This window comes from Paenibacillus sp. J31R34, from assembly GCF_059383715.1.
This window is the reverse complement of the sequence record NZ_JBXENU010000020.1, coordinates 15,394-37,419: the sequence shown is the minus strand read 5'-3', so window position 1 is coordinate 37,419 and position 22,026 is coordinate 15,394. Positions and strand designations below refer to the sequence as shown.

17 protein-coding genes and 2 pseudogenes are annotated in these 22,026 nt (G+C 43.6%); 16 read left to right on the top strand and 3 right to left on the bottom strand.

All coding sequences use genetic code 11. From position 1 onward, the window contains the following. The first annotated feature begins 9 nt into the window (after window positions 1-9). The 7 genes from AC50YG_RS30895 to AC50YG_RS30865 all read left to right on the top strand — a co-directional run bounded on the left by AC50YG_RS30895 (window position 10) and on the right by AC50YG_RS30865 (window position 6,849). Complete coding sequence (locus AC50YG_RS30895) at window positions 10-666, top strand: hypothetical protein (protein WP_494832580.1); 657 nt, start codon at window positions 10-12, stop codon at window positions 664-666. A gap of 387 nt (window positions 667-1,053) precedes the next feature. Then, window positions 1,054-2,292 (top strand): molybdopterin-dependent oxidoreductase, encoded by a 1,239-nt coding sequence (locus AC50YG_RS30890; protein WP_494832579.1) that lies wholly within the window; start codon window positions 1,054-1,056, stop codon window positions 2,290-2,292. 218 nt (window positions 2,293-2,510) lie between these two features. Continuing rightward, window positions 2,511-2,696, top strand: a complete 186-nt coding sequence (locus AC50YG_RS30885; RefSeq protein WP_494832578.1) for a hypothetical protein — start codon at window positions 2,511-2,513, stop codon at window positions 2,694-2,696. A gap of 150 nt (window positions 2,697-2,846) precedes the next feature. After that, the gene (locus AC50YG_RS30880; RefSeq protein WP_494832577.1) at window positions 2,847-3,662 is read left to right on the top strand and encodes a response regulator transcription factor; all 816 of its coding nucleotides are present in this window, start codon (window positions 2,847-2,849) and stop codon (window positions 3,660-3,662) included. After that, window positions 3,659-4,813: a sensor histidine kinase gene (locus AC50YG_RS30875; protein ID WP_494832576.1), complete on the top strand. Its 1,155-nt coding sequence runs from the start codon at window positions 3,659-3,661 to the stop codon at window positions 4,811-4,813. The genes AC50YG_RS30880 and AC50YG_RS30875 overlap by 4 nt, the downstream gene beginning before the upstream one ends. Next, window positions 4,788-5,756 carry a sulfurtransferase gene (locus AC50YG_RS30870; RefSeq protein ID WP_494832575.1) on the top strand — a complete coding sequence of 323 codons (969 nt, stop codon included), beginning with the start codon at window positions 4,788-4,790 and terminating at the stop codon, window positions 5,754-5,756. Before AC50YG_RS30875 ends, AC50YG_RS30870 begins: the two co-directional genes overlap by 26 nt. A gap of 271 nt (window positions 5,757-6,027) precedes the next feature. Next, window positions 6,028-6,849 (top strand): hypothetical protein, encoded by an 822-nt coding sequence (locus AC50YG_RS30865; protein WP_473756167.1) that lies wholly within the window; start codon window positions 6,028-6,030, stop codon window positions 6,847-6,849. 417 nt (window positions 6,850-7,266) lie between these two features. On the opposite strand, the gene AC50YG_RS30860 is transcribed toward AC50YG_RS30865, so the two are convergent. Then, window positions 7,267-7,761 carry a site-specific integrase gene (locus AC50YG_RS30860; RefSeq protein WP_494832590.1) on the bottom strand — a complete coding sequence of 165 codons (495 nt, stop codon included), beginning with the start codon at window positions 7,759-7,761 and terminating at the stop codon, window positions 7,267-7,269. Window positions 7,762-8,245: 484 nt separating this feature from the next. Here AC50YG_RS30860 and AC50YG_RS30855 point away from each other — a divergent pair, with 484 nt between their 5' ends. From AC50YG_RS30855 to AC50YG_RS30815, 9 genes and pseudogenes are all read left to right on the top strand, one after another. After that, window positions 8,246-9,346, top strand: a complete 1,101-nt coding sequence (locus AC50YG_RS30855; RefSeq protein WP_494832569.1) for a hypothetical protein — start codon at window positions 8,246-8,248, stop codon at window positions 9,344-9,346. Window positions 9,347-9,793: 447 nt separating this feature from the next. Beyond that, complete coding sequence (locus tag AC50YG_RS30850) at window positions 9,794-10,618, top strand: rhodanese-like domain-containing protein (RefSeq protein WP_494832567.1); 825 nt, start codon at window positions 9,794-9,796, stop codon at window positions 10,616-10,618. A 681-nt stretch (window positions 10,619-11,299) separates the two neighbouring features. Then, window positions 11,300-12,499, top strand: a complete 1,200-nt coding sequence (locus tag AC50YG_RS30845; RefSeq protein WP_494832565.1) for a hypothetical protein — start codon at window positions 11,300-11,302, stop codon at window positions 12,497-12,499. 57 nt (window positions 12,500-12,556) lie between these two features. Next, entirely contained in the window at window positions 12,557-13,000 is a 444-nt protein-coding gene (locus AC50YG_RS30840; RefSeq protein ID WP_494832563.1) for a hypothetical protein, read from the top strand. Window positions 13,001-13,151: 151 nt separating this feature from the next. Then, window positions 13,152-13,373 (top strand): annotated as a pseudogene (locus AC50YG_RS30835) (sulfurtransferase); the annotation flags it as partial. 267 nt (window positions 13,374-13,640) lie between these two features. Next, window positions 13,641-14,234: a hypothetical protein gene (locus tag AC50YG_RS30830; protein WP_494832561.1), complete on the top strand. Its 594-nt coding sequence runs from the start codon at window positions 13,641-13,643 to the stop codon at window positions 14,232-14,234. Between the two features lie 166 nt (window positions 14,235-14,400). Further along, window positions 14,401-18,579 carry an S-layer homology domain-containing protein gene (locus tag AC50YG_RS30825; RefSeq protein ID WP_494832559.1) on the top strand — a complete coding sequence of 1,393 codons (4,179 nt, stop codon included), beginning with the start codon at window positions 14,401-14,403 and terminating at the stop codon, window positions 18,577-18,579. A gap of 332 nt (window positions 18,580-18,911) precedes the next feature. Next, window positions 18,912-19,031: pseudogene (locus AC50YG_RS30820) on the top strand (sulfurtransferase); the annotation flags it as partial. Between the two features lie 639 nt (window positions 19,032-19,670). Beyond that, entirely contained in the window at window positions 19,671-21,089 is a 1,419-nt protein-coding gene (locus AC50YG_RS30815; protein ID WP_494832557.1) for a hypothetical protein, read from the top strand. 241 nt (window positions 21,090-21,330) lie between these two features. Here AC50YG_RS30815 and AC50YG_RS30810 read toward each other — a convergent pair whose 3' ends face one another. Further along, entirely contained in the window at window positions 21,331-21,627 is a 297-nt protein-coding gene (locus AC50YG_RS30810) for a site-specific integrase (RefSeq protein ID WP_494832555.1), read from the bottom strand. After that, window positions 21,624-21,974, bottom strand: a complete 351-nt coding sequence (locus AC50YG_RS30805; RefSeq protein WP_494832553.1) for an HNH endonuclease — start codon at window positions 21,972-21,974, stop codon at window positions 21,624-21,626. Before AC50YG_RS30805 ends, AC50YG_RS30810 begins: the two co-directional genes overlap by 4 nt. Between the last annotated feature and the right edge of the window lie 52 nt (window positions 21,975-22,026).

Below are 22,026 nucleotides of genomic sequence, written 5' to 3'. Positions count from 1 at the left end.
GAAGCGGAGGTGAGCAGGCTGCAGTTGTATGTGATGCAAGCGGATGTAGGCGGGATAAACCGGAGCAAGACATTTTTGGAGGATAACTTCGTATGCTTGTATGGCCCGGGGCTTGGCAATTTGGAGCCATTCGACGAGGAAGCGTGCAAGGCGCAATTAGTTGAGGTTTTTCATCTTGAGGGTGCAGCACTGGCTGGGCGTATTGCAGAGCTTCGATTGTTCGTGGAAGTAGTGGCAGACGGCGATTATGTGCTTTTAGTGGATGACGATAAGGTTCATTTTGGCGATTTTGGCGACTATTATTATGTGCTGGATGCAGATAACAGGGAGGACGGAAGCTGCCATCGGCGCGGTGTGACCTGGCTCAAAAGCTTGCCGCAGAGCAGGATTGCCCCGGAGCTGCAGTCATTTATAACCAAAGTGATAGCCGAAGAACCAGTTCCCGCTAGGTATGAGCAGCCCGTAACCGATTGGCAGATGGAGCTATGGTTGAGCGGGGATGCTGAAAGCAGTGTACAGAGTGAGCAGTCTTTTGACATAGATCATACGACAATTAGGGAAGCGGTGGATATTTTAAGGCTTGCCATGCAGTGTGAGGATGTAGAGCGCCGTGAGAGGGCAGCAGCTGCTATCTTGCAGTATGCGTCTCGTCCTCGCTCTTCGTGAGCGCTGTGAAGGTGCTGAATAAGGAACTCTACCGCTTGCATGCATATTGTGAGTCGTCATTAAAAGTCCCATTAACGAAAGCAAGGTACAGCTATCCTCAATTTTTGGAGAAGTCTGTACCTTTCCTAGTTATCACTTTCACTTGCGGCTAGCAAGGATAAATGTTTGATTGGGCTGTGTGGATCGTTAATCTTTTTGTAATAAGCTGTTCATACTTTTGTAAGCACTTCGTTGCTGGTTGTTTAGCATTGTTTGCTATGCTTAGTCCGTCATTTCGTAATAGCTTGTGTCAGGCGTTATAATAGTGTTAAAAAGCTGAGAAGAAAGAAAATGATAAGGCGCACATTTTAGTTGAAGATATGGAGCTTGGAAAGGGGATATCTCCGAATGAGTTCATTCATTGAACGTTTGCGCAAGGGCTATGGGAAAAAGCTGGTGTCGCTCCACGCTTGGAACGGGTGGATAGTGGTGATTTTGGCGTTGACAGGACTTATGCTGCTGGGCGGCTTTTGGCGGGGGTTTCTAGGAGAAGGCCGCGTGTGGTTAAAATGGCTGCACATCGTGGTCGGCATCGCTTCGCTGCTGCCCGTCGTTTATTATTTATTTCTCGCCGCTAAGCACTGGAAGCAAATTAAGGAAAAGCCGTGGCAGAAATTTAATGTAATCGTTGTATTGGCGCTGCTCACAGGCTGGTTTTTATCTGGTGTGCTGCTGTGGCAGTTTAGACTAGTGGGGCCTGAAATTTCGAATGCGGCGCTGCTCGTGCATGATTTGCTGACGTGGATCGGCCTGCCTTATATCATCTACCATTCCATTACACGGACAAAATGGCTGAAGCAGCCGCATCGTCGTACGATAAATCCGGTTCGTGAGGAGGTCATTCATCCTGCAGCGGGACCGCAGGCGATTTATTCACGGAGACAGGTAATAAAATGGACGCTGGGCGCAGGGATCGCGATTGCGCTCGGGCCTTCTTTTCTAAAGTGGGTAGGCGGGGCGCTTGGGACAGGCTTCGGAGGAGCTTCGTCTATTGACGAGCTTGTTGCGGAGAATGGCAATAAGCTGCTGCCTGAGCCGCAGCCGCTTCCAGCTTCACTTCCGCCTACAGGCGGCGGGGCAAAAGGAAATTTCCGCGTATACACAGTGACACCGATTCCGAAATTCGACAATAGCAATTGGTCGTTTACGATTGATGGCTTGGTCGATCAGCGGTTGCAGTGGAATTGGGAGCAGTTCGTGGCGCTGAAACGAACGGTGCAGGTGAGCGATTTTCATTGCGTGACGGGTTGGTCCGTGTACAACAATACGTGGGAAGGGATTCCGCTTAAGGAGCTGCTGAAAAGCGCAGGCGTTCAGTCGAAAGCACAAACGGTGAAATTTTATTCCGGCGACGGTGTGTATACGGATACGTTGACTCTGGAGCAGGCGGATATGGACGACGTCATGGTCGCTGTCATGCATGACGGCAAGCCGATTCCAAGCGATCTCGGTGGCCCGGTCAAGCTGATTGTGCCGAAAATGTACGCCTATAAGTCGGTCAAATGGCTGAACCGTATTGAGCTGATCGAAGGGGAGCATGTCGGGTATTGGGAACAGCGCGGGTATGCGAATGATGCGTGGGTGTAAGAGGCTGAGGGGAATGGGCAGTGTTTGGAAAGAGATTAGGGAGAGTGAGTGAGGTATACCTTGGAGTTAGGTGACAAGGGTTATGCTTCAGATGCTGTTTAGAGATTTGTAATAATTTAGAAATACATTTGCAAGCGGATCGTTCTTGAATGGTTAGTTTTGCTTGTTAAGCTGTACTTGCGAAACAATAATAACTATTTTTCAAGGGGGAAACGGTTGTGAAAAAAGGTATTCTGATGGTTATGCTGGTAGGAAGCATGCTTGCGCTGAGCGCGTGCAATGCGAATAACGGGATGAGTAAGGAGAAGATGAACGACTCGAATAATATGAGTAATACTAGTCAGATGGAAGACAAGACAGACAAGACTGACATGAGCAAGATGGACGATAAGTCGATGAAGTGAGGCGACAAGTTGGCAGCAGTCAACATGGGAAGTAGAAAGATATAACGCTGGCAAAGCACAGCACAGCTGCGCATTGTATTTCAAAAACAGTTCCTCTGCCATTTGGCAGGGGATTTGTTGCTATATAAGAAGCTGGCAGGAGGAACCCGCATGAGCGCCAAAATTATAGTAGCAGATGATGAACAAAATATAACTGACGTCTGCCGCCGCTATTTGGAGCGGGAAGGCTGGACGGTATGGGTGGCAGCAGATGGCGAGGAAGCGCTTGCGCTGTGGAGAGAGCATCAGCCGGATTTATTGGTCCTCGACCTGATGATGCCGAAGCTAGGCGGAATCGAGGTGTGCGACGTCATCCGGCAAGCAGAGGAAACGCCGATTATTATGCTGACCGCCCGAGGGGAAGAAGCGGATCGGCTGCTAGGGCTTACGATGGGTGCAGACGATTATATGACGAAGCCGTTCAGTCCGCGGGAGCTGGTGCTGCGGATCAAAAACATTTTGCGCCGGACGAACCGGCAGGCAGCCGAAGCGGCGAGGGGACAGCAGCTTGTGGGGACTAGCGGAAGCGGAATTGGGAATGGAATCGGGCTAGGGAGCGGGACGGCAAACGGAATGGTGAATTTAGGCGCTCATGGCAACGGCAACGGAGACCAGGCTCTATTTTTCGACGGATTATCCATCTTCCCGCTGGAGCGGCGCGTCACGGTTAAAGACGTGGAGGCAGAGCTAACGGCGAAGGAATTTGACCTGCTGAGCCTGCTGGCGCAATATCCGGGCAAGGTATTCTCACGCAGCCAGCTGCTGAATCAAATTTGGGATATCGCTTACGATGGCGATACGACGACGGTGACGGTTCATATCCGGCGCCTGCGGGAGAAAATTGAAGACAATCCGTCCGATCCGCTCTGGATCAAAACAGTCTGGGGAATCGGCTATAAGCTGGATGGGAAAGGGGCAGGCGGATGAGGCTGCGTCCTTATTTAATGCTGGTTAATACGATTAGCATTGCTTTTATTATTATTTTGCTGCTGGTGTTTTATCGGTATATGCTGCTGACGAGAGAGCAGTTCGAATGGCTGACGCTGGCGACGGTGGGAGCGGGGGTCGTGTCGGGCTTGATTTATTTTATGCTGGTGCGCCCGCTTGAAGTTTCGGTAAGGCGGGTGCGGGAAGGGGCGGAGCGTATTGCGGAGGGGGATTTGCAGGCGCGTATAGAGCAGAGCGGTTTAAGGGAATTTAAGCAGCTTGCTGATCAATTCAACCGCATGGGAGCGAGCCTTGAAGAAAGCTTTCGTCAGGTGAAGGCGGCGGAGTCGTCGCAGCGCGAGCTTGTTGCGAATATGGCGCATGATTTGCGGACACCGCTTGCGTCGGTACAGTCTTACGTGGAAGCGCTGGAGGACGGCATCATTCAAGATGAGGAGACGTTTAGAGGATATCTGGCGACGATCCGTACAGAAACGATTCGACTCGGCGAATTGATTCAGGATTTATTCGATTTGTCCACGCTGGATGCTGAGCAGAAGGAAGAGGGCCCACGTCAGGAGGCGGTGGTCGAGGATGTGCTGATCGAACTGCTGCCGCGTTTTGCGAAGCCTACGGAGCAGAAGGACTTGCAGCTTAAAGTGAAGCTGCCGGAGCGTTCGCTCAGCTTGTTGATAGAGCCGCGGCATTTGCAGCGGATTTTGCAAAATTTGCTGGAAAATGCAGTGCGGCATTCGCCGCAGGGCTCGTCGATTTTGATTGAGGCGGAAGTGTTAGCTGATACCGATAATGTTTCCCTAGCTGCGGCGGCGAGGCCTGTGGTGGCGGGGCTTGAAACGAGTCAGCGAAGGGAGCTTAAGCTGGTGCGTTTTACGGTTTCAGATGAGGGCGACGGAGTCCCGGAAGCGGAGCGGGAACGTATTTTTGAGCGCTTTTATCGTTTGGATCGATCGAGGAACAGACAGAGCGGTGGCGCTGGGCTGGGGCTGGCTATTGCCAAGCTGCTCGTAGAACAATATGGGGGACGAATTGGCGTGCAGCAGGCAGGAAAGCAGGGAAGCAAGTTTTGGTTCACGATGCATGAAGCCGGGACAGGCGCACAGAGGCATGATCAGCCTGAAAATCGCACTTAATCTTCGAAATGGTTGCTCCTCATGGGATTTATCGGGTACGATGGCGGTATATAGCTGGGATAAGCCAGACAATAGGTTGGAGGAGCTGAGCGGAATGACTTATTTTAAAAAGGTAGATTGGCTGCTTGAGCGTTTAGGTGCTGAAAATACAGTAATAGTCGATACACGTTATTTGCTCACTGAGCCTGAAACAGGTCGGAAATCTTATGAGGAGGCCCACATTCCGGGCGCTTATTATGCCGATCTTAGCCATGATTTGTCGGGGCCGAAGCGCCCTGATGGAGAAGGCGGACGCCATCCTTTACCAGAGCCGGAAGTGTTGGCCGCTTTTCTGGGGCGGATTGGAATTGACAATCATGCGACAGTAGTCGCTTACGATAACCAAGGCGGAGCCATGGCCTCGCGCCTGCGCTGGCTGCTTGAGTGGATGGGGCATGAGGGGCAAGTGTATGTGCTGGAAGGCGGCTTCACCGCTTGGCAGGCAGCAGATTATCCCGTTAGCTCAGAAGAGCCGGAGGCGGTTACAGGGGTTATTTTTGAACCAGCTTTGCGGGATGAGATTTTGGTAAGTCGCTCTTATGTGAAGGAGAGCATCGGCAAGGACGGGATCGTCATTATTGATTCGCGCGAAGCGCCTCGCTATCGGGGGGAAGTCGAGCCAATGGACCCGGCGGCCGGACATATTCCGGGAGCGATTAATCATTTTTGGGTGGAAAGCCGTCATGTGGATGGCGTATGGAAATCGCCGGAGGAGCAGGCGGAACGCTTTGCGGGGCTTTCGAAGGATGATGAGATTATCGTGTACTGCGGTTCTGGTGTGACCGCTACGCCTAACTTTTTTGCGCTGCAGGAGGCCGGGTTTAAGAATGTGAAGCTTTATGCGGGGAGCTGGAGCGACTGGAGCTCGGATAGCGGGAATCCGGTGGCTACGGGGGAAGAGTAAGGGCTGAGAGGCATTTGTAGTATGTGTCTGGGAGTACATCGCCATGGGGCTGAATGCTCGGGGCGATGTATTTTTTATGCTCGAAGTCAACACGGAGTCAACGCACATATTGTGTCCCGCATGCGGTCTTTCGGAAAATACGAATATATTTTATTAAATTTTATGGCTAAGTATGGGAAAATTGAATTAACATTCTAATTTATCCACAGTGAGGAGTTATTGGTTTATTTATGGATCTGAATGAAAAAAATGAAGAGATGAGGAATAAAATATGAGAAGAGCAATTGCATTTATTTTGACGTTATCTTTGATATTCGCGCTGTCTCCCATGCAGACTTTTGCAGCGAAAAGTCAAGAATTAGTGCTACTGGAACAACAAAAGGAGATTTTTAAAGATGGAGAAATTATTGGAACAACATATAGAACTATAACTAGAACTATTATTGATAATAAGATCCTATTAAATACTAAAGAAATTAATAACTTTAATGATGGTAGTGTTACAGAAAATTCAGATATAACAACAATTGAAGTGATTAATGAGAATGAGGCACAAATAAATGGTGAAAAGTATGATCTAAATGAGGTGATTTACAGTGATTCAAGCTATGAGAACACACCAATGAATCAAAGGTCTTCATATACAGTTCTCGGGAGCGGAGGACGCTATTCCTACATCACTTGGGAAGATCGATTTGTTCCAATGTATCTTCCTACTCCTTATGTTACAACCATGACAACTGCTTCTGGAATTAAAAATAGGCTATCAATCGACGGATCAATGTTTTTAGATACTGGTGGAGCAAAAGATGATGCAATCACCAAGTCAGCACTTACAGATGGTTCGAATAAATTAGCAGTAATAAATTTCAAGCATTATGCTGGCGATGTTGTAGCAGCTAGAAATACCATTAATATAAATGCTCCCTTACTTATGGCCGCATTAGGGTTAACAGTTTTGACAGCAGCTAGTGTTGTTGGTGCTATTGGAGGAGCAATAGGTGTTGCTGGATTCGCAGCTGCTATTTGGTCTGCGGGTAGCGATGCAAATAGTTCGATGGGTAGCGCTTATGCAATTCTACAAAGCATCTGATGAATAGAAATCAGTAATTTTAAGCACATAAGTAAAACTGATTAGCTAATCATTTTTACTTATGTGCAATTTTTATGTTAAACTGCACATATTGGAATTAGGTAAATCAAGTGTTTTAAAATGGAAATAAAGATAATTAAGGAAGTTGGAGGTGGACGGATATTACTTCGGAAATATTATTAATTATTTTGGTTAGTACATGGCCTTTGTTTATTTTATATGCTCTAATATATAAGAAATATAAAACAAAAAAAGAGAAAATAGGAATAATAATAAGTGGATTATTGTGGATAATGTTCCTGATCGCTAATTTTATTATATAAGAGTTTTACAAGAGCCTCTGATTTCGTAACTAATCAGCCGACTAGATCCTCCTTTCCACCTTAATTCAATACGTACTGTAGTTTCTTAGTTATTTTACCTGCCAGTCAGTATTTGGTTTAACTCATTTGCAGCCTTATAGTCCACTCCATACGTATGGCTGTACCTATCCAAAGTGATGCCCACACTTGAATGGCCCAATCGCTCACTAACTAGCTTAGGGTGTACGTTCTGCTGTAGCAATAAGCTGGCGTGTGTATGACGCAAGTCGTGGTACCGGATTTTAGGTAGTCCAGATTTCTGAAGCATATCGCGCCAGCGAGATTCAAAATAGTATGGACTTACTGGGTAGCCAAACTTGGTTTGTGTAACTAGCCCATGGTCGTTATACTTGGCTCCAGCGGCAAGTTTGTCCTGCGCAAGCAGGACTTTTTGCTTTTTCAGAGCGTCTATTGTCATTTGTGGCAAGGAGATAGTGCGTACACCTGCCTTTGTTTTAGGCTCTTGGAAGATATGACCACGTTCCCCACGCGTGTACGACTGAACAACTGTTATCGTCCCCTTGGCGAGGTCTACATCCTCCCAGCGCAAAGCAAATATAAAAGTGTAACCTTTGAAAACAAAATCTAGCAATACCCAAGCTGAGGCTTGACTTGGAGTCTCTGGGGGAACACGATGCTCCCGACCTGAAGGGCCTGTTCGCTCTCCGGCAATTAGCCTACCATGCCCACCCCTCTTAGTCTAGATCGTTTAATTGTGGAATAATTGACAGACTGGAGTACCACATGTTTTACTTGTTTTGAAATTATTGAACTAGCACTACAAGCGCTTAATCGTTCTTTACTGGACGATCAAGCGCTTTTTTTGCTAAAAACTTTGAAGTAAGGGCATTGGTATTTATCAAGTAGTCAGAAAACGTCTAAAATTCGACATGCAATATGGTACATAAGTCACGTTGTATATAAATGTTAAAAAAGGTAAGATTTTAATGTGATATTTTTTTGGGATTCGAAGAATTTTCTTTAAATTTTTTAAAAAGTAATATCTATTAAATTTTAGAAAATTGGAGGTTGAAATGGATAAAAAACTTATTAATACTAACTTACTGAAAATGATATTAGCGCTTGGTTTAGTAGTTACTTTAATTTCACCAAGGCAGACTGTTGCAGCTAATAAAAGTGGAGATAGCACTATTGAAAAAATAGAAGCCTTTTCAACATCTATTTTTGATCCTACAACTGCAGAAGAAATAGGTTATAAGAAAGTAAATTCAGTACTTACATTAAGTGGAGATAGCAATTCTTCAATGACAGCTGTCATAAAACTTGTTGAAGACCACTATGATATCGGAGAAAATTTTATAGAGTCGGTTGTTACTTACAGTGAGTTTACAAATGACTACGTTACAGGGAAGGGGCTTAGTAAGAATAAAGAAGTTAAATACTCTGTACCTAAAATAAAAGAGAGTTCTTCTTTCAAAACAGCTCTTTCGGATAAAGAGACTAAAGAAAATATAAAAGCTGACGTTGAAAGTGTATTGGTTTTTTTGGATATACCGAAAGAGTCAACTGAAACAGTAGGAATAACTTTAGAACAAGTTGCTCTTGCCCAACAAACAGCTGCTAAACTTCAAAAAGAGTTTAATACAACTAGCTCTTCAGGGATTAGTTTAATGGCCAATGAAGCTGCCGGTGCATTTGATAATTACTATAATCATAATACAGCTACTGGAGCTTTTACTGCACAAGCATTAGTTGGTGGCAAAATGTATATCAAGGTACAAGGATCGACGTACCAACAACCTAAAAATGCTACGAATTTGGCAAAGGTTAAAACAATTATTAATGATTATGAAAGAATTGTAATTCAGGATATGGAAGGGATAAGCTTTTGGGAAGTTTTTAGTTGGGCACTCGTTATTTCTTCAGGGGCTATTATGTTAGCTGGATTTGCTACAGGGCCAGTAGGATGGACAGCAATCTATGCCACAAGAACAATTGCCGAAATGGTCATTCTCTTTGGAAGTTATACTTCTGCGGTTTACACAACTGTAGAGCGTACTCACTTAAGCTATGAAGCTGCCTTAAAAGTAACGGCTGCTTACCAACAAATTTGGAATATTAATACTAATTGGAATGGCCCTTCCGTGACCTATAACTTCGTATCAGGTGTTTAAATAAAACCTCTTTTCATTAATAGCGTGCATACTTCTTTTGATATACGAGGAGGATTATATTTGAATAATATCATTAGAATTTCTGTAGTGGTATTCGTTTTGGCAAGTATTAGCTTGATTATTTATCTTTTAATTAATTACTCAGAATTCACTTACGAGGATAAAATTATAAGAACTATATTCTGTGTTTTTTTTGTCGCAAGTAATATATATTATATTTTTAGATATAAACATCTTTTTTTGAAAAATAACAAATAACTTATTTCATTAAACAAAGTGTAATGTCTGTGGATGATCGTTTGCTCTTAGAAGATTGACAGACTGGAGTACCACATGTTTTACTTGTTTTGAAATTATTGAACTAGCACTACAAGCGCTTAATCGTTCTTCACTGGACGATCAAGCGCTTTTTTTGCGGCCAAAATGAGTTTATGGATGACTGTTAAAATGCGTGGATGTGTGAGTAAAAGAGAAAATAGTTGGTGTTATATTGTTGAGTTTGGTCGTCACCCGGGGACAGGGCGTAGACGGCATAAGAGCAAATCTGGCTTTGATTCAAAGGCAGAAGCTGAGAAGACGCTTGCCAAAGTGCTTCACGAGCTTAACACGAATACGTATATTGAACCGACAAAGGAGGACCTAGCCACCTATATGGCTTCATGGCTGGCGCAGAAGAAAATGAGTATCCGACCAGGGACATATAAAACGTACCGCTGGTTAGTGAACTTCCACATCATTCCGCGTCTTGGCCACCACAAAATGACTAGCTTAGCTCCACAACATCTTGTTGATATGTATGATCAGTTGCTAAATCCCGTTAGCTTAGAAGAGCCGGTTGCGGTGGAAGGGGTTATTTTTGAACCAGATTTGCGGGATGAGATTCTAGTAAGTCGCTCTTATGTGAAGGAGAGCATCGGCAAGGATGGGATCGTCATTATTGATTCGCGCGAAGCGCCTCGCTATCGGGGGGAAGTCGAGCCGATGGACCCGGCGGCCGGACATATTCCGGGGGCGATTAATCATTTTTGGGTGGAAAGCCGTCATGTGGATGGCGTATGGAAATCGCCGGAGGAGCAGGCGGAACGCTTTGCCGCGCTGTCGAAGGACGATGAGATTATCGTTTACTGCGGTTCTGGTGTGACCGCTACGCCTAACTTTTTTGCGCTGCAGGAGGCAGGATTTAAGAATGTGAAGCTTTATGCGGGGAGTTGGAGCGATTGGATTAGCGACTCTAGCAATTCGGTGGCGACTGGTAACGAAGAGAAAGCTTAAGCGGTAATACACAGTATGCGGATCTTGAATACATCGCCATGTGGGCCGAGTGCCTTGGGCGATGTATTTTTTATGCTCGAAGTCAACACGGAGTCAACGCTGGCTCTCTGAAAATACTTTCAGGAAACCCCGCATCGAGCGCCTGTTTGTATGATCTCTTATACATCGTACAGCCCAACGAACATGTTGCTCCCCGCCGCTGTACCCACACAAAGAAGGCCGATCAGCCCTCTCCTCTTGGGAGTGGCTACCGACTATTGGTAGTATGAAATCGACAGAAATTAAACTATTTATTTTTCTACCGAACATAATTTTATGTGGCTCTCAAGCTAGCTTAATAACAGTTTAATACACGACTGAGTGTTTGGTACAATAACTTCTAATGCACGTTGGAGATGCTTCAACATGCGGAGCAAAAGATAAGGACATTCATTAAATTCCAACAGAAATTCGATTTCGGAAGGTCTTGTCACGACTATTTGTTTTAAATGAAGCAGTCAAAAGGATGCAGCTGTCCGATGTGCATTTCCCGTAAAAAAATTCTTAACTATACAACAAAATGTGGAATTTACAAAAATGGTTATTTTTTGTATTATATTTATCATACATATCCATTAGAGGTGGTTAATGATATTGTAAGTGGATATTTAAACAAAAATACTTAAATTATGGAGGAATCGTGTGAAAAAGCTGCTCAGTGTTCTAATTGCCTTAACATTCATTATTAATTTATTCAGTAATCCTAATGTAACTAGTGCAAATGCTCTTCAAGAAGTTCAAGAAGTTCAAGAAGTTCAAGAAATTCAAGAAACAAAAACAATGGTTATTTCCAAATTAGTAGATACTATTGATGCTAAGGAACTTCTTATTGAATTTCCAGATGAAAATGCCTATTACGAAATTACTGCATTAAAAAATAAAGACAACAAATTCAATTGGTCTACAACAATTGGTTCTTCTGAAATGGTATATAGTAAGAGAGAGATCATTGTTAGCGAACTCTCAACAACATTTTCAATGGAATCATTAGCAGATGTTATTCTGCAAGCTGATCAACAAAGCATTCAACAGTATCTTGATAATAATGTGGTATTTGAGGAAGCAATCCCAGTCCAACCAAGAATCCTTCCACTTGTAGTGCTTGGAGTATATGGACTAAGTGCTTCAGCCATTACTGCAATTGAGCTTACCATGGTCGGTTCATTAGCAGTAACCACAGCAGCTGCAGTATCAGAGCTATTGAATCAAAAAAAAGCAACCAGTACACTTTCATACCCTGCCGATACTACTGCGGTAACCCTGCCAAACTGGGCTGAGTTCACTGGTACTTCCACCTCCGTAACAACTTCCGGTCAAAAACATATGGAGGGCGCTCTAACACAAACAATTGCTAATCGGATTAAAAACAACAACAACAATAGCTCCAATGATTTGGAGATTTTCACATCATCACTCAATGTTAAAGGTAGTGTTATGGTAGTTTACAATGTAACCTCATCAACTACTGGAAAAGTAAATAGACATTTGGGTAATATTCAAGGTGGAACCAAAGTCGACTCAACAATTGCAGATGAAGCATTAGATTTAAATGGGTATACCGTGTTTATGGTTTATAATCATAATAACGGAAAAGTATTTCATGCCCATTTTGTTCCAACTGCTTTTAGAGCTAAAGAATTATCCTATAATAGATACAAATACCAGTATGACATTCAATTCTATCCTAATTTTTCAAGGTCATCTGAATTCCTTGAGAATAATGGGCGTTCCGCCACCGATCAGTTGAAATGGGAGCAACGTTACTCAAACTCTCTAAATAATAGAAAGGGTTTCCTTTTAAATGATAAAAACGGATATAAATCAGTAGTGCCTAAAAAGTAGTTCAAAAATCCAAGACCCTTAAATATTAAGGGTCTTGGATTTAAAGGAGTGAATATAATGGAGTTTGATTTTTTTCTGAGGGTAATTAAGGATAAATTTAATATCGAAGATGACTATCGCAATCTAAATTTTATGTTTTCAGGTGCTTCATTTAATTTGAAAAAGAAGAGTGATTCAGAGATATTAGTTCAAACGGATGAAGTCAAGCTAACGATAGAATCTAGTCATTCAAAAATAGATAAAAATGACGATAGTTTCGCCAGTAATATTAGTTACATTAATCTAACGCGTGTAGTCATTGTCAAAGAAATAAATATAATAAAAGATAGTAACCAGCTTGTAAAAGTAGTTGAATTACTTTTGTTATACTTTCATGTCTTAGTATTTGAAGAAAGTAAAAACTTGAATATTACTGACATCAAAGTACACACAATTCAGTTGGAAAATGTCATAATAAATAATAAAGTTTTTCAAGTTTTTTGCGACCCTGGCACGCTTTAAATCGTTAATTTGGACAGTTTGTTAAGCATAAAAAAATTCGCCGGGGCGCTGGTCATAAAGTGATGTATTCAAACCTTACATTCTATTATATGTTTTTAGACTAAAAAAGTAGACACGGTGAACATTTTGGGTGGAAAGCCGCCATGTGGATGGTGTGTGGAAATCGCCGGAGGAGCAGGCGGAGCGCTTTGCGGGGCTTTCGAAGGACGATGAGATCATTGTGTATTGCGGATCTGGGGTTACCGCTACGCCTAACTTTTTTGCGCTGCAGGAGGCAGGATTTAAAAATGTGAAGCTTTATGCGGGGAGTTGGAGTGATTGGAATAGCGACTCTAGCAATCCGGTGGCAACGGGCGACGAGGAGAAGAGTTAAGCGGTAATATAGTAAGCGCATCTTGAATACATTGCCATGTGGGCCGAGTGCCTTTGGAGATGTATTTTTTTGTGCTGGAAGTCAACGATTACTCTTTGAAAATACGTTCGTGAAGCTCCAAATGGTGTGCTTCTTATACCGTAAACGGATTTATCCAATGTCATCCGAATATAGATATAGATTACTCTTACATATGCTTAAAACGTCATTAAGGCGTTATATGCTTTTGCGCTGTTCTGTTTCATGATAATTAGAGGTTAACGTATTATGGATATAGAACGTATTCATCGCAAATGGTTTATTATTGTGATAATCATTCTGCTTATTTTATCCACCTATTGCGGATACAGATGGTTTGAAGCTACTCGGAGTCAGAATCATATGCAGGTTTATTTGAAAGAAACGATGTCGAGTTCTTTCATAGATTCTATTCAAAATATGAAAACACTAATAGATGCTCAAGAAGAAAATAAACAATTTGCTTTCATCGATTGGAATCAGTTGTTTACGCATTTAGAAGTTACGCAGACTACCGCTCAAGCGTTGAAAAAAAGCTGCAATGGGAATCATGCTGATGCGAAGAAGCTTGCTTCAATAGCTGACACATTCTATTATATTGACTCGTTATTGCATCAAGCACAGACATTTCTTTCTAGCGGGCAAGCGCCATTTAAACTAAATACTTGTGAATCTGTTGCGATTACAACAAAAGCCGGATTACTAACAGAATTACGTACCATTTTAAGTAGTATTGATAACTTTGATTACTCTAATGGTGGCGATGGGTTGCAGTTTTACGAGCGCAGTGTGGATATATGGGATATAGAAAAAGCTGAAGCGTTACATTTCTGTAAGGCATGAGATTATCAATTAGAAAGTGTAACTATTAAAAAAATCTAAATACTACTGTGCAATGGATTGACTTCAATTGTATTCTGTAGTTCATTTCTTTCATTATTCTTTCACAGCAGTATGTTATCATCGCACTTAAAGAACTTTGGGAGAATACTTAAGGAGTGGGTACACATTGTTATCGTATAAGAGATGGAAAAGCATTCACCTCGCTGTAGTTTTCGTCATGTTGTTCAGCATAATCGTACCATTAGGTAATCAATCAGCGAATGCGGCACAAATAGAGGGTGGAAGCCAGAAGTTTGTACAAATCTCAGCTGGAGGAGAGCATGCACTCGCTTTAAAAGCAGACGGCACCGTCGTCGGTTGGGGAGATAACAGTCAGGGTCAATTGAATATACCGGCAGGACTGTCCGATGTGGTGTCAATTACCGCAGGGTTTTATCATTCGCTTGCGCTGAAAGCGGACGGCACCGTCGTCGGATGGGGGAGAAACCTTGAGGGTCAAGTATCCGTGCCAGCTGGACTTACCGGAGTAAAGTCGATCACAGCAGGAGTCGCTTATTCACTTGCACTGAAGACGGACGGCACCGTCGTTGCATGGGGAGAAAACTATATGGGTGTAACGAATGTTCCGACAGGGCTCACCGATGTGGTGTCGATTGCTAGCGGAGCTTACCATGCAATGGCATTAAAATCTAATGGTACTGTGGTTGCATGGGGAAAAGCACACGAAGGCCAAACAACTGTTCCGACAGGGCTCACCGATGTGGTGTCGATCGCTACAGGAGTTATATCCTATCATTCGCTTGCGCTGAAATCGGATGGCTCCGTTGTTGCATGGGGGGTGAATAATGATGGTGCAACTACCATTCCGTCGGGCCTCTCGAATGTGGTAGCGGTTGCTACCGGATTGTATCATTCACTGGTACTGAAAGCCGATGGTACCGTCGTTGCGTGGGGAAGAAACAACTACGGGCAAAGTACCGTTCCGCCGGGATTAAGCGATGTGGTGTCCGTCGCCGCGGGAGAAAACTTTTCACTCGCTTTAAAATCAGACGGCACTGTCGTGGCATGGGGAAGTAACAATTATGGTAAAACGACAGTTCCGGCGGCTCTTTCTCTACCTGTTAAAGGCAACCGGATTGCCGGAGGTAATAGCAATTCGCTCGCTTTGATATCGAATGGTACCGTAGTGGGATGGGGAAATGATAGTACCGGTCAAAATAACGTACCTGCTGGACTCTCGAATGTGGTATCAATTACTTTAGGATATTCCCATGCGCTCGCGCTCCAATCTGATGGTACTGTCGTCGCATGGGGAGCCAACGACCTTGGTCAAGCATCTGTACCGGGAGGGTTAACCGGTGTGAAGTCGATTTCTGCGGGAAATAACCATTCACTCGCGTTAAAATCGGACGGTACCGTCGTCGGTTGGGGGGACAACAATTTTGGCCAAACAACCATTCCGAGTGGACTGTCGAATGTGGTGGCGCTCGCCGCTGGAGGAGATTTTTCGCTCGCATTGAAATCGGATGGCACCGTAGCGGGATGGGGAAATAACACAGATGGTCAACTGAGCATACCGGTTGGATTGACAGGGGTGGTCGCGCTAGCCGCGGGAGAAAGCTTTTCGCTAGCAACAAAAGCAGATGGCACCGTAGTGGGTTGGGGAAGCAACACTTTAAACCAGATTAGCGTGCCTGCGGGACTGACCGGCGTGGTGGAAATCTCCAGCGGGGAAGCCCATTCACTTGCTCTCAAATCAGACGGGACTCTCGTCGGCTGGGGAGATAATACTTTGAGTCAAACAGCCGTGCCAGCAGGGCTAAGCGGAGTAGTATCGATTGCTGCCGGAGCTCATCATTCGCTCGCGTTGAAAGCGGATGGTACTGTAGTAGGCTGGGGACGGAATGATAATGGTCAAACGACCATACCGGGCAATGACAATCTGAGTGCATTAACACTGCAAGAGGGAGACTTCAACGAGCCCTATCAATCTTCAGATACAACCTATACGGCGTACTTTAAGGATACTTTGCCGAGTAGCATAAATCTCACAGCAATGCTTAACAATACGCCCCTAGCTGACTTGTACGTCAATAATGAACGGTTTACGAGCGGCAGCGCTGTAACGATCAACATACCAGGAGCACCGACTAGCGTTGATATCCCTGTTCGCGTCGAGCCGTATCTGAAGCATAGTAAAACGTACATGGTTACGTTAGCGATCGATGAGACGAAGCCAAGTGTGCAGTTCGCTGCTAATGGTCATATTGCTGCGGCACAATCCGCAGCAAGCGCGGTCATGGTGAGCGATACGGAAAGCGGTGTCGATCCCGCTACCCTGCAGTATATCTGGACGCAGAGCACGGCTGTTCCCTCTGGCGGATGGAATACCTTCAACAATGGAGATACGCTAAGTCAAACAAGCGGTGACGGCAACTGGTACTTGCACGTTCGAGCGAGTGATAATGTCGGTAATGTCGTCGATGCGGTTTCCAATCCCTTTGTACTGGATAACACGGCGCCTACGGCAACGGTTTCCACTTCGGCTGGCAGTACGGTAAATGCTATTTTTCCGGTAACTATTGATTTTAGCGAAAATATCAATGGTTTTACAGAAGATGACCTGGTTATTGACAATGGATCTCTATCGGACTTCGTTTCCGTGACTTCTGTGAAATATACGGCTACCGTCACCCCAACGACTAGCGGACAGGCCGTGACGGTGACGGTTCAGGCAGGGTCCATAATAGATGAAGTAGGGAATCCCAATACAGCATCGAATACATTGAGCTTAATGTATGATACGACCAAGCCGGCCGTGGCATTCGGCAGCGTCACAGACGGTCAGCCGTTCATTGTGCCGCCTGCAGCAGTTTCGGTTTCCGTGAGTGAAGCTGTGTATTGGATCGCAGGCGGAGCAGAACTGAGTACTGCTAATGCTTTGCCATTAATCAGCATGAAGAAGGATGGACATGCGTTCTCAGGTTATACACCAAGCTATGACGAGCCTTCCCGAACGTATACGTTAAGCTTTAATGGTACACTATTGGATGGCGATTACGAGGTGCTTGTTGCTGGGGATGTGGTGAAGAATGGTTATCACAATACACTTGACGCAGCAAGCGTAAGCTTTACGGTTGCTGTACCCTTAATTTCAGGTATTTCCGCCAATCCAACTAGCTTGGCTAGTACTGGAGGCAACACGGCCGCCACGATAACAGGAAATAACCTGATCGGGCAGACGTTAAATGTATATGTCGATGGAGCTATGGCGACCGCTGCGGTTGTTAGCAGTGCGACGAGCGCAGAAGCAACAATCTCGTTGCCTGCTAACGCCACCCAAACTGCTATAAATCATATGTTGACCGTTTATCTTAACGGCGTAGAGGTCACGGGTCAATCCTCTATGGTTACAGTGGGGGCAGCACCAATATCACCAGTACTAACGCCAACAGCTCCATCGGAAAATAATGCAAATCAGACAGATTTAGCGAAGTTAACTCTGTCTGCCTCCGGCAAGGCATTGACATTATCGCCATTATTCTCACCCCAGATTACGGAGTATAAAGCAGAGACCGACGCTGATCAAATAGAAGTGAAATGGACTACTGCTCATACTAAAGCGATTGTTAAGCGGCTCGGCGAACGCATCGATAATGGAACGACGAACGTACCGTTGCTGATGGGCACCAACGTACTGGAAATTACGGTTCTGGCTGAGGACGGGAGGACCAAACAGTATACCCTAACAATTACTCGTGTAGCTAAGAATGACAATACCGTTCCGCCTACTTCGGCATGTACGTTTAGGGATTTGGAAAATCACTGGGCAAAATCCAGTATTTGCGAAGCTGCAAGTCGTGCAATCGTGGAAGGCGTTAACGAGACTGCCTTTGATCCCAATCGCTACATCACGCGAGCGGAGTTTGCCATCATGCTTCAGCGAACCCTCGGGAACTCTCTCCAAACTACCGAGACGAGTGCTGTACCTTTCAGCGACGAAGCTAGTATCCCTAAGTGGGCGAGATTGGAAATCCAGACAGCTATAGCGGAGGGGATTCTCACGGGATATCCCGACGGCACGTTACGACCGTTGCAGAAGGTAAGCCGAACTGAAATGGCTGCCATGATCTCCAAGGCCATGAAATGGGAGACTGAAAGTACAAAAAGTCCATCTTTCTCGGATGAGGGAAGTATTCCGGCCTGGGGTAAGCCTTACGTTGAAGCTACCCGCGAGCATGGAATTCTAGCAGGACGGGCTGGCGATCGATTCATACCGGATGGGTTAACGACAAGAGCCGAAGCTGCTGTTGCTCTTCTCCGGTTGTGGAATACATTGCACTAAGCAGCTGTTTTTTGCCTTGAATCAGAACGAGCTATAAATAAGTATAGGCAAGTACGACGGCATGAATAGACCTGTAAAACCAAACAATCCCGAATCTCTTTAAGAGAAATGGGATTGTTTGAGTTGTAAGGCTATTATTGTTTATCCGCAGCGGCGGCTTCAAGCCTGCTTGTGTAATCATGTGTTACAGATGCTTCTTCAATCGCATGAAACGCCCAGTGCTTAGCTGAAACATCGCTCCAGGAGGACTGGCTCCAGCTCTCCCCGCTTCGCTTCAGGATAACGTTAATAGTTGTAACGGCTTCTGCACGTGTCAGCGGCCGATCGGGATCGCAACGCCAAATGTCATCGTGCTGCAGGAAGCCGGCTTCAAAAAGGTAAGGTTGTATGCAGGGAGTTGGAGCGATTGGAGCTCGGATAGCGGGAATCCGGTGGCAACGGGGGAAGAATAAAAGCTGAGAGACATTTATAGTATGTGTATCTTGAATACATCGCCATGAGGGCTGAATGCTCGGGGTGATGTATTTTTTATGCTCTAAGTCAACACGGAGTCAACGCTTGTTCTCTGAAAGTACTTTCAGGAACCCTCGCACCGAATGCTTGTTTGTATGATCCCTCATATATCGTACAGCCCCTCGCACACGTACGTCCTCTCCGCTGTACGCACATAAAAAAGGCCGATCAGCCCCCTCCTCGTGGAAGTGGCTTCCTTCTAGTGTTGCTTGTGACTATATCATCAAAAATCAACAACCCCATCGACGCAATAACCCAATCAACGGGGAATCAACAAATGTATCTCTGAAGGGCTTTATTGTTATGTGCATAGGCCAAATGGTATGCTATATTTAATTTGGAATGGTTGGAGTATTATTGGTATAGGTTTGTATATTTTACAATTTTCTTTTTATAGGTTGCGTCCGTGGTTCTTCCTAGCAATTTTGAATAAGTGCAACTACTAGAAATCTAAATTAGTATGGCTGACTAACCACATAAGCAGGTCTAAGATGCTCACGTTCATGAATTACAAGAATGTTATGCTGAGCAGAATTCTCCAACAACAGTCAAAATATTAAAAGAAAAGAGTGATACTATTGCAAGACTTACTAATCCCATCAAGATACGAAGCTTTAAGTAATGCTAAAAGCAAAGAGAAATTTAGTCATTTTATTATAGAAGTGAAAGATGCAATTGAAGAGATTGAACAGATATATAGTGATATGTGCGCATCTGGACAGGGAGCTTTTTTAATATTGCATGGAAAATCAGGGTCAGGAAAAACAACATTCCTGCACACCTTGCCCTTATTTTTAAAAAACATAGAAGTATTTTCGATAGGGAATGACGAAGATATTGATAACAGTTTATCAAATATGAAATTAACTAGTAAGGATTTTAGAATAATAGTCATCGAGGGAAGAGAAGCAATTAAAGACTCCTCAAATGAAGAAATCGAGAAAAGTTTACATAGAATTAATAATTTTATTAGAAGTGAGAAAGGCAATAATACTTTGGTAGTTTGGTTATGCAATAAGAAGGAAATGAGAGAAAAATTAATTGAAATTGCCAATGATATTGGCGCTGAATCTTTGCTGGGATTAGATGAAAGTTATATGCTATTTAAAGGACCAAAAAGTGATAAATTTTTAAAAATAGCCAGAAATACAGTTAGTGCTCTTAATGAAGGGATAAGTTTATTAAACCTTGGCATCACAGAAGAATACGCAGCGGAAATGATAGAAGATGATGATACGATTGGGAAATACTTATCTAAGATAAGGAAAAAATCTAGAGAGAATACTAAATTTATAAAAAAATTAATTGGAAAAGAAAAGTGTAAATTGTGGATTGTGGTTATATCCGGTAATGATTCGGTGAAAGATGTTTCAGCCTTGACTACGGGAAGTAATGCGTTTGCAGATATTGAGAGATTAATGGTTGCGACTGAAGCAAATATTGTAGAAGAAATAAAGAATTACTCAGAGTATATTGGTAATTTATCTTCGTATTTTGAATGTAGGATTATAAATATTTCCACATTAGCTACAACATCTATTGTTAGAGATTACTATAATGAAGATTTGAAAGAAAAATTGGTAGGGAATAGTTTTGAGATTAATAAGTCTAATAAGGGACAAGAATACTTGCTAAAGTCACAGCTTGGAAAAGCGATGAGTGATGAGAAAATCGGAATGGGAAAAAAGGGGGCTAAAGTAGGCCCAAATACCATTGCGTCTTTTGAAAAGCTCTCAGAGATAGCGAAGAGTAATGATATGTTACTAAATAATGCAATAGCTGACGCATTAGTTGATTGTGAACTAATTAAAACATATGAACTCGAATCTAACTTTGGTGAGGGTTTAAAAAGAAGAACAGACATTTTATGTGAAACTGATGATATACCTGTCAGATTAGAAGTTATGTGGAGGAAAAAAACTTCTCAGGCGGAAATTGCTAATTACACTTTGACTAAGTTGTTTAATTATGCAAAAGCTATAGGATTATTAAATTAAATAAACGATACACAAATTGAAGACTTCGGTTATTTTACTTTGTAAGCACACATTTTGTATTGGATCAGACGGTCCCTGGTCCTCAGAAGTGAAATATTATCAAACTAGCCCACAAGGATGGATTTTCCCTTGTGGGCTATTAAAGTTCCAACTACTTCAAACTTAGGTAAATGAACATCAAACTGCAAGCGCACGCTGGGCTGCCCTTGGGAAAGTGGGAGACCTAGTACTTGCAGTTTAATTATTGTCCCAAAATCACATTCATTTCAGTTGCTGCCAAATAATCCACACCATACGTATGGCTGTACCGATCCAAAGTGATGCCCACACTTGAATGCCCTAAACGATCGCTTACTATTTTTGGGTTAATTCCCTTTAATATCAATAAGCTGGCGTGCGTGTGGCGAAGGTCGTGAAATCGGAGCTTTGGAAGTCCTGACTTCTGAAGCATATCACGCCAGCGAGATTCAAAATAGTATGGACTTACTGGGCAGCCAAACTTGGTTTGCGTTACAAGTCCATGGACTAAGTAGTTCATATTCTTCCGTTACGTATGGCATCCTGCATATTTTGAGCGTGAGTGCCTATGTCGATATTATACCAAGAATTATTTTCTTTTACATCGTCAAGATGGCGTACAACAGTTCCAGGTTCAAAGAGTTTCTTTTTCCCAAACTTCAAGTAAGCAGCAAGACGATGAACATATATCCGTTTTTTCTTTAATTTTTCGTTAATCTTGTATGGAAAAATAACGTATAAATAGCCTCTTTTGTTTGCACGAAGTTTACGAACAGTGCCTTTTTTAGATATTATATTCCCTTGCTTTACCTTATAACCTCGATTCGCAAATTCAACTAGCACTATCTGGGCTTCTGTTAATGGCATGTTTTCTCCTCCTCCCGTATGAAGTACTGTCTGTATAATCAGTATAATACTC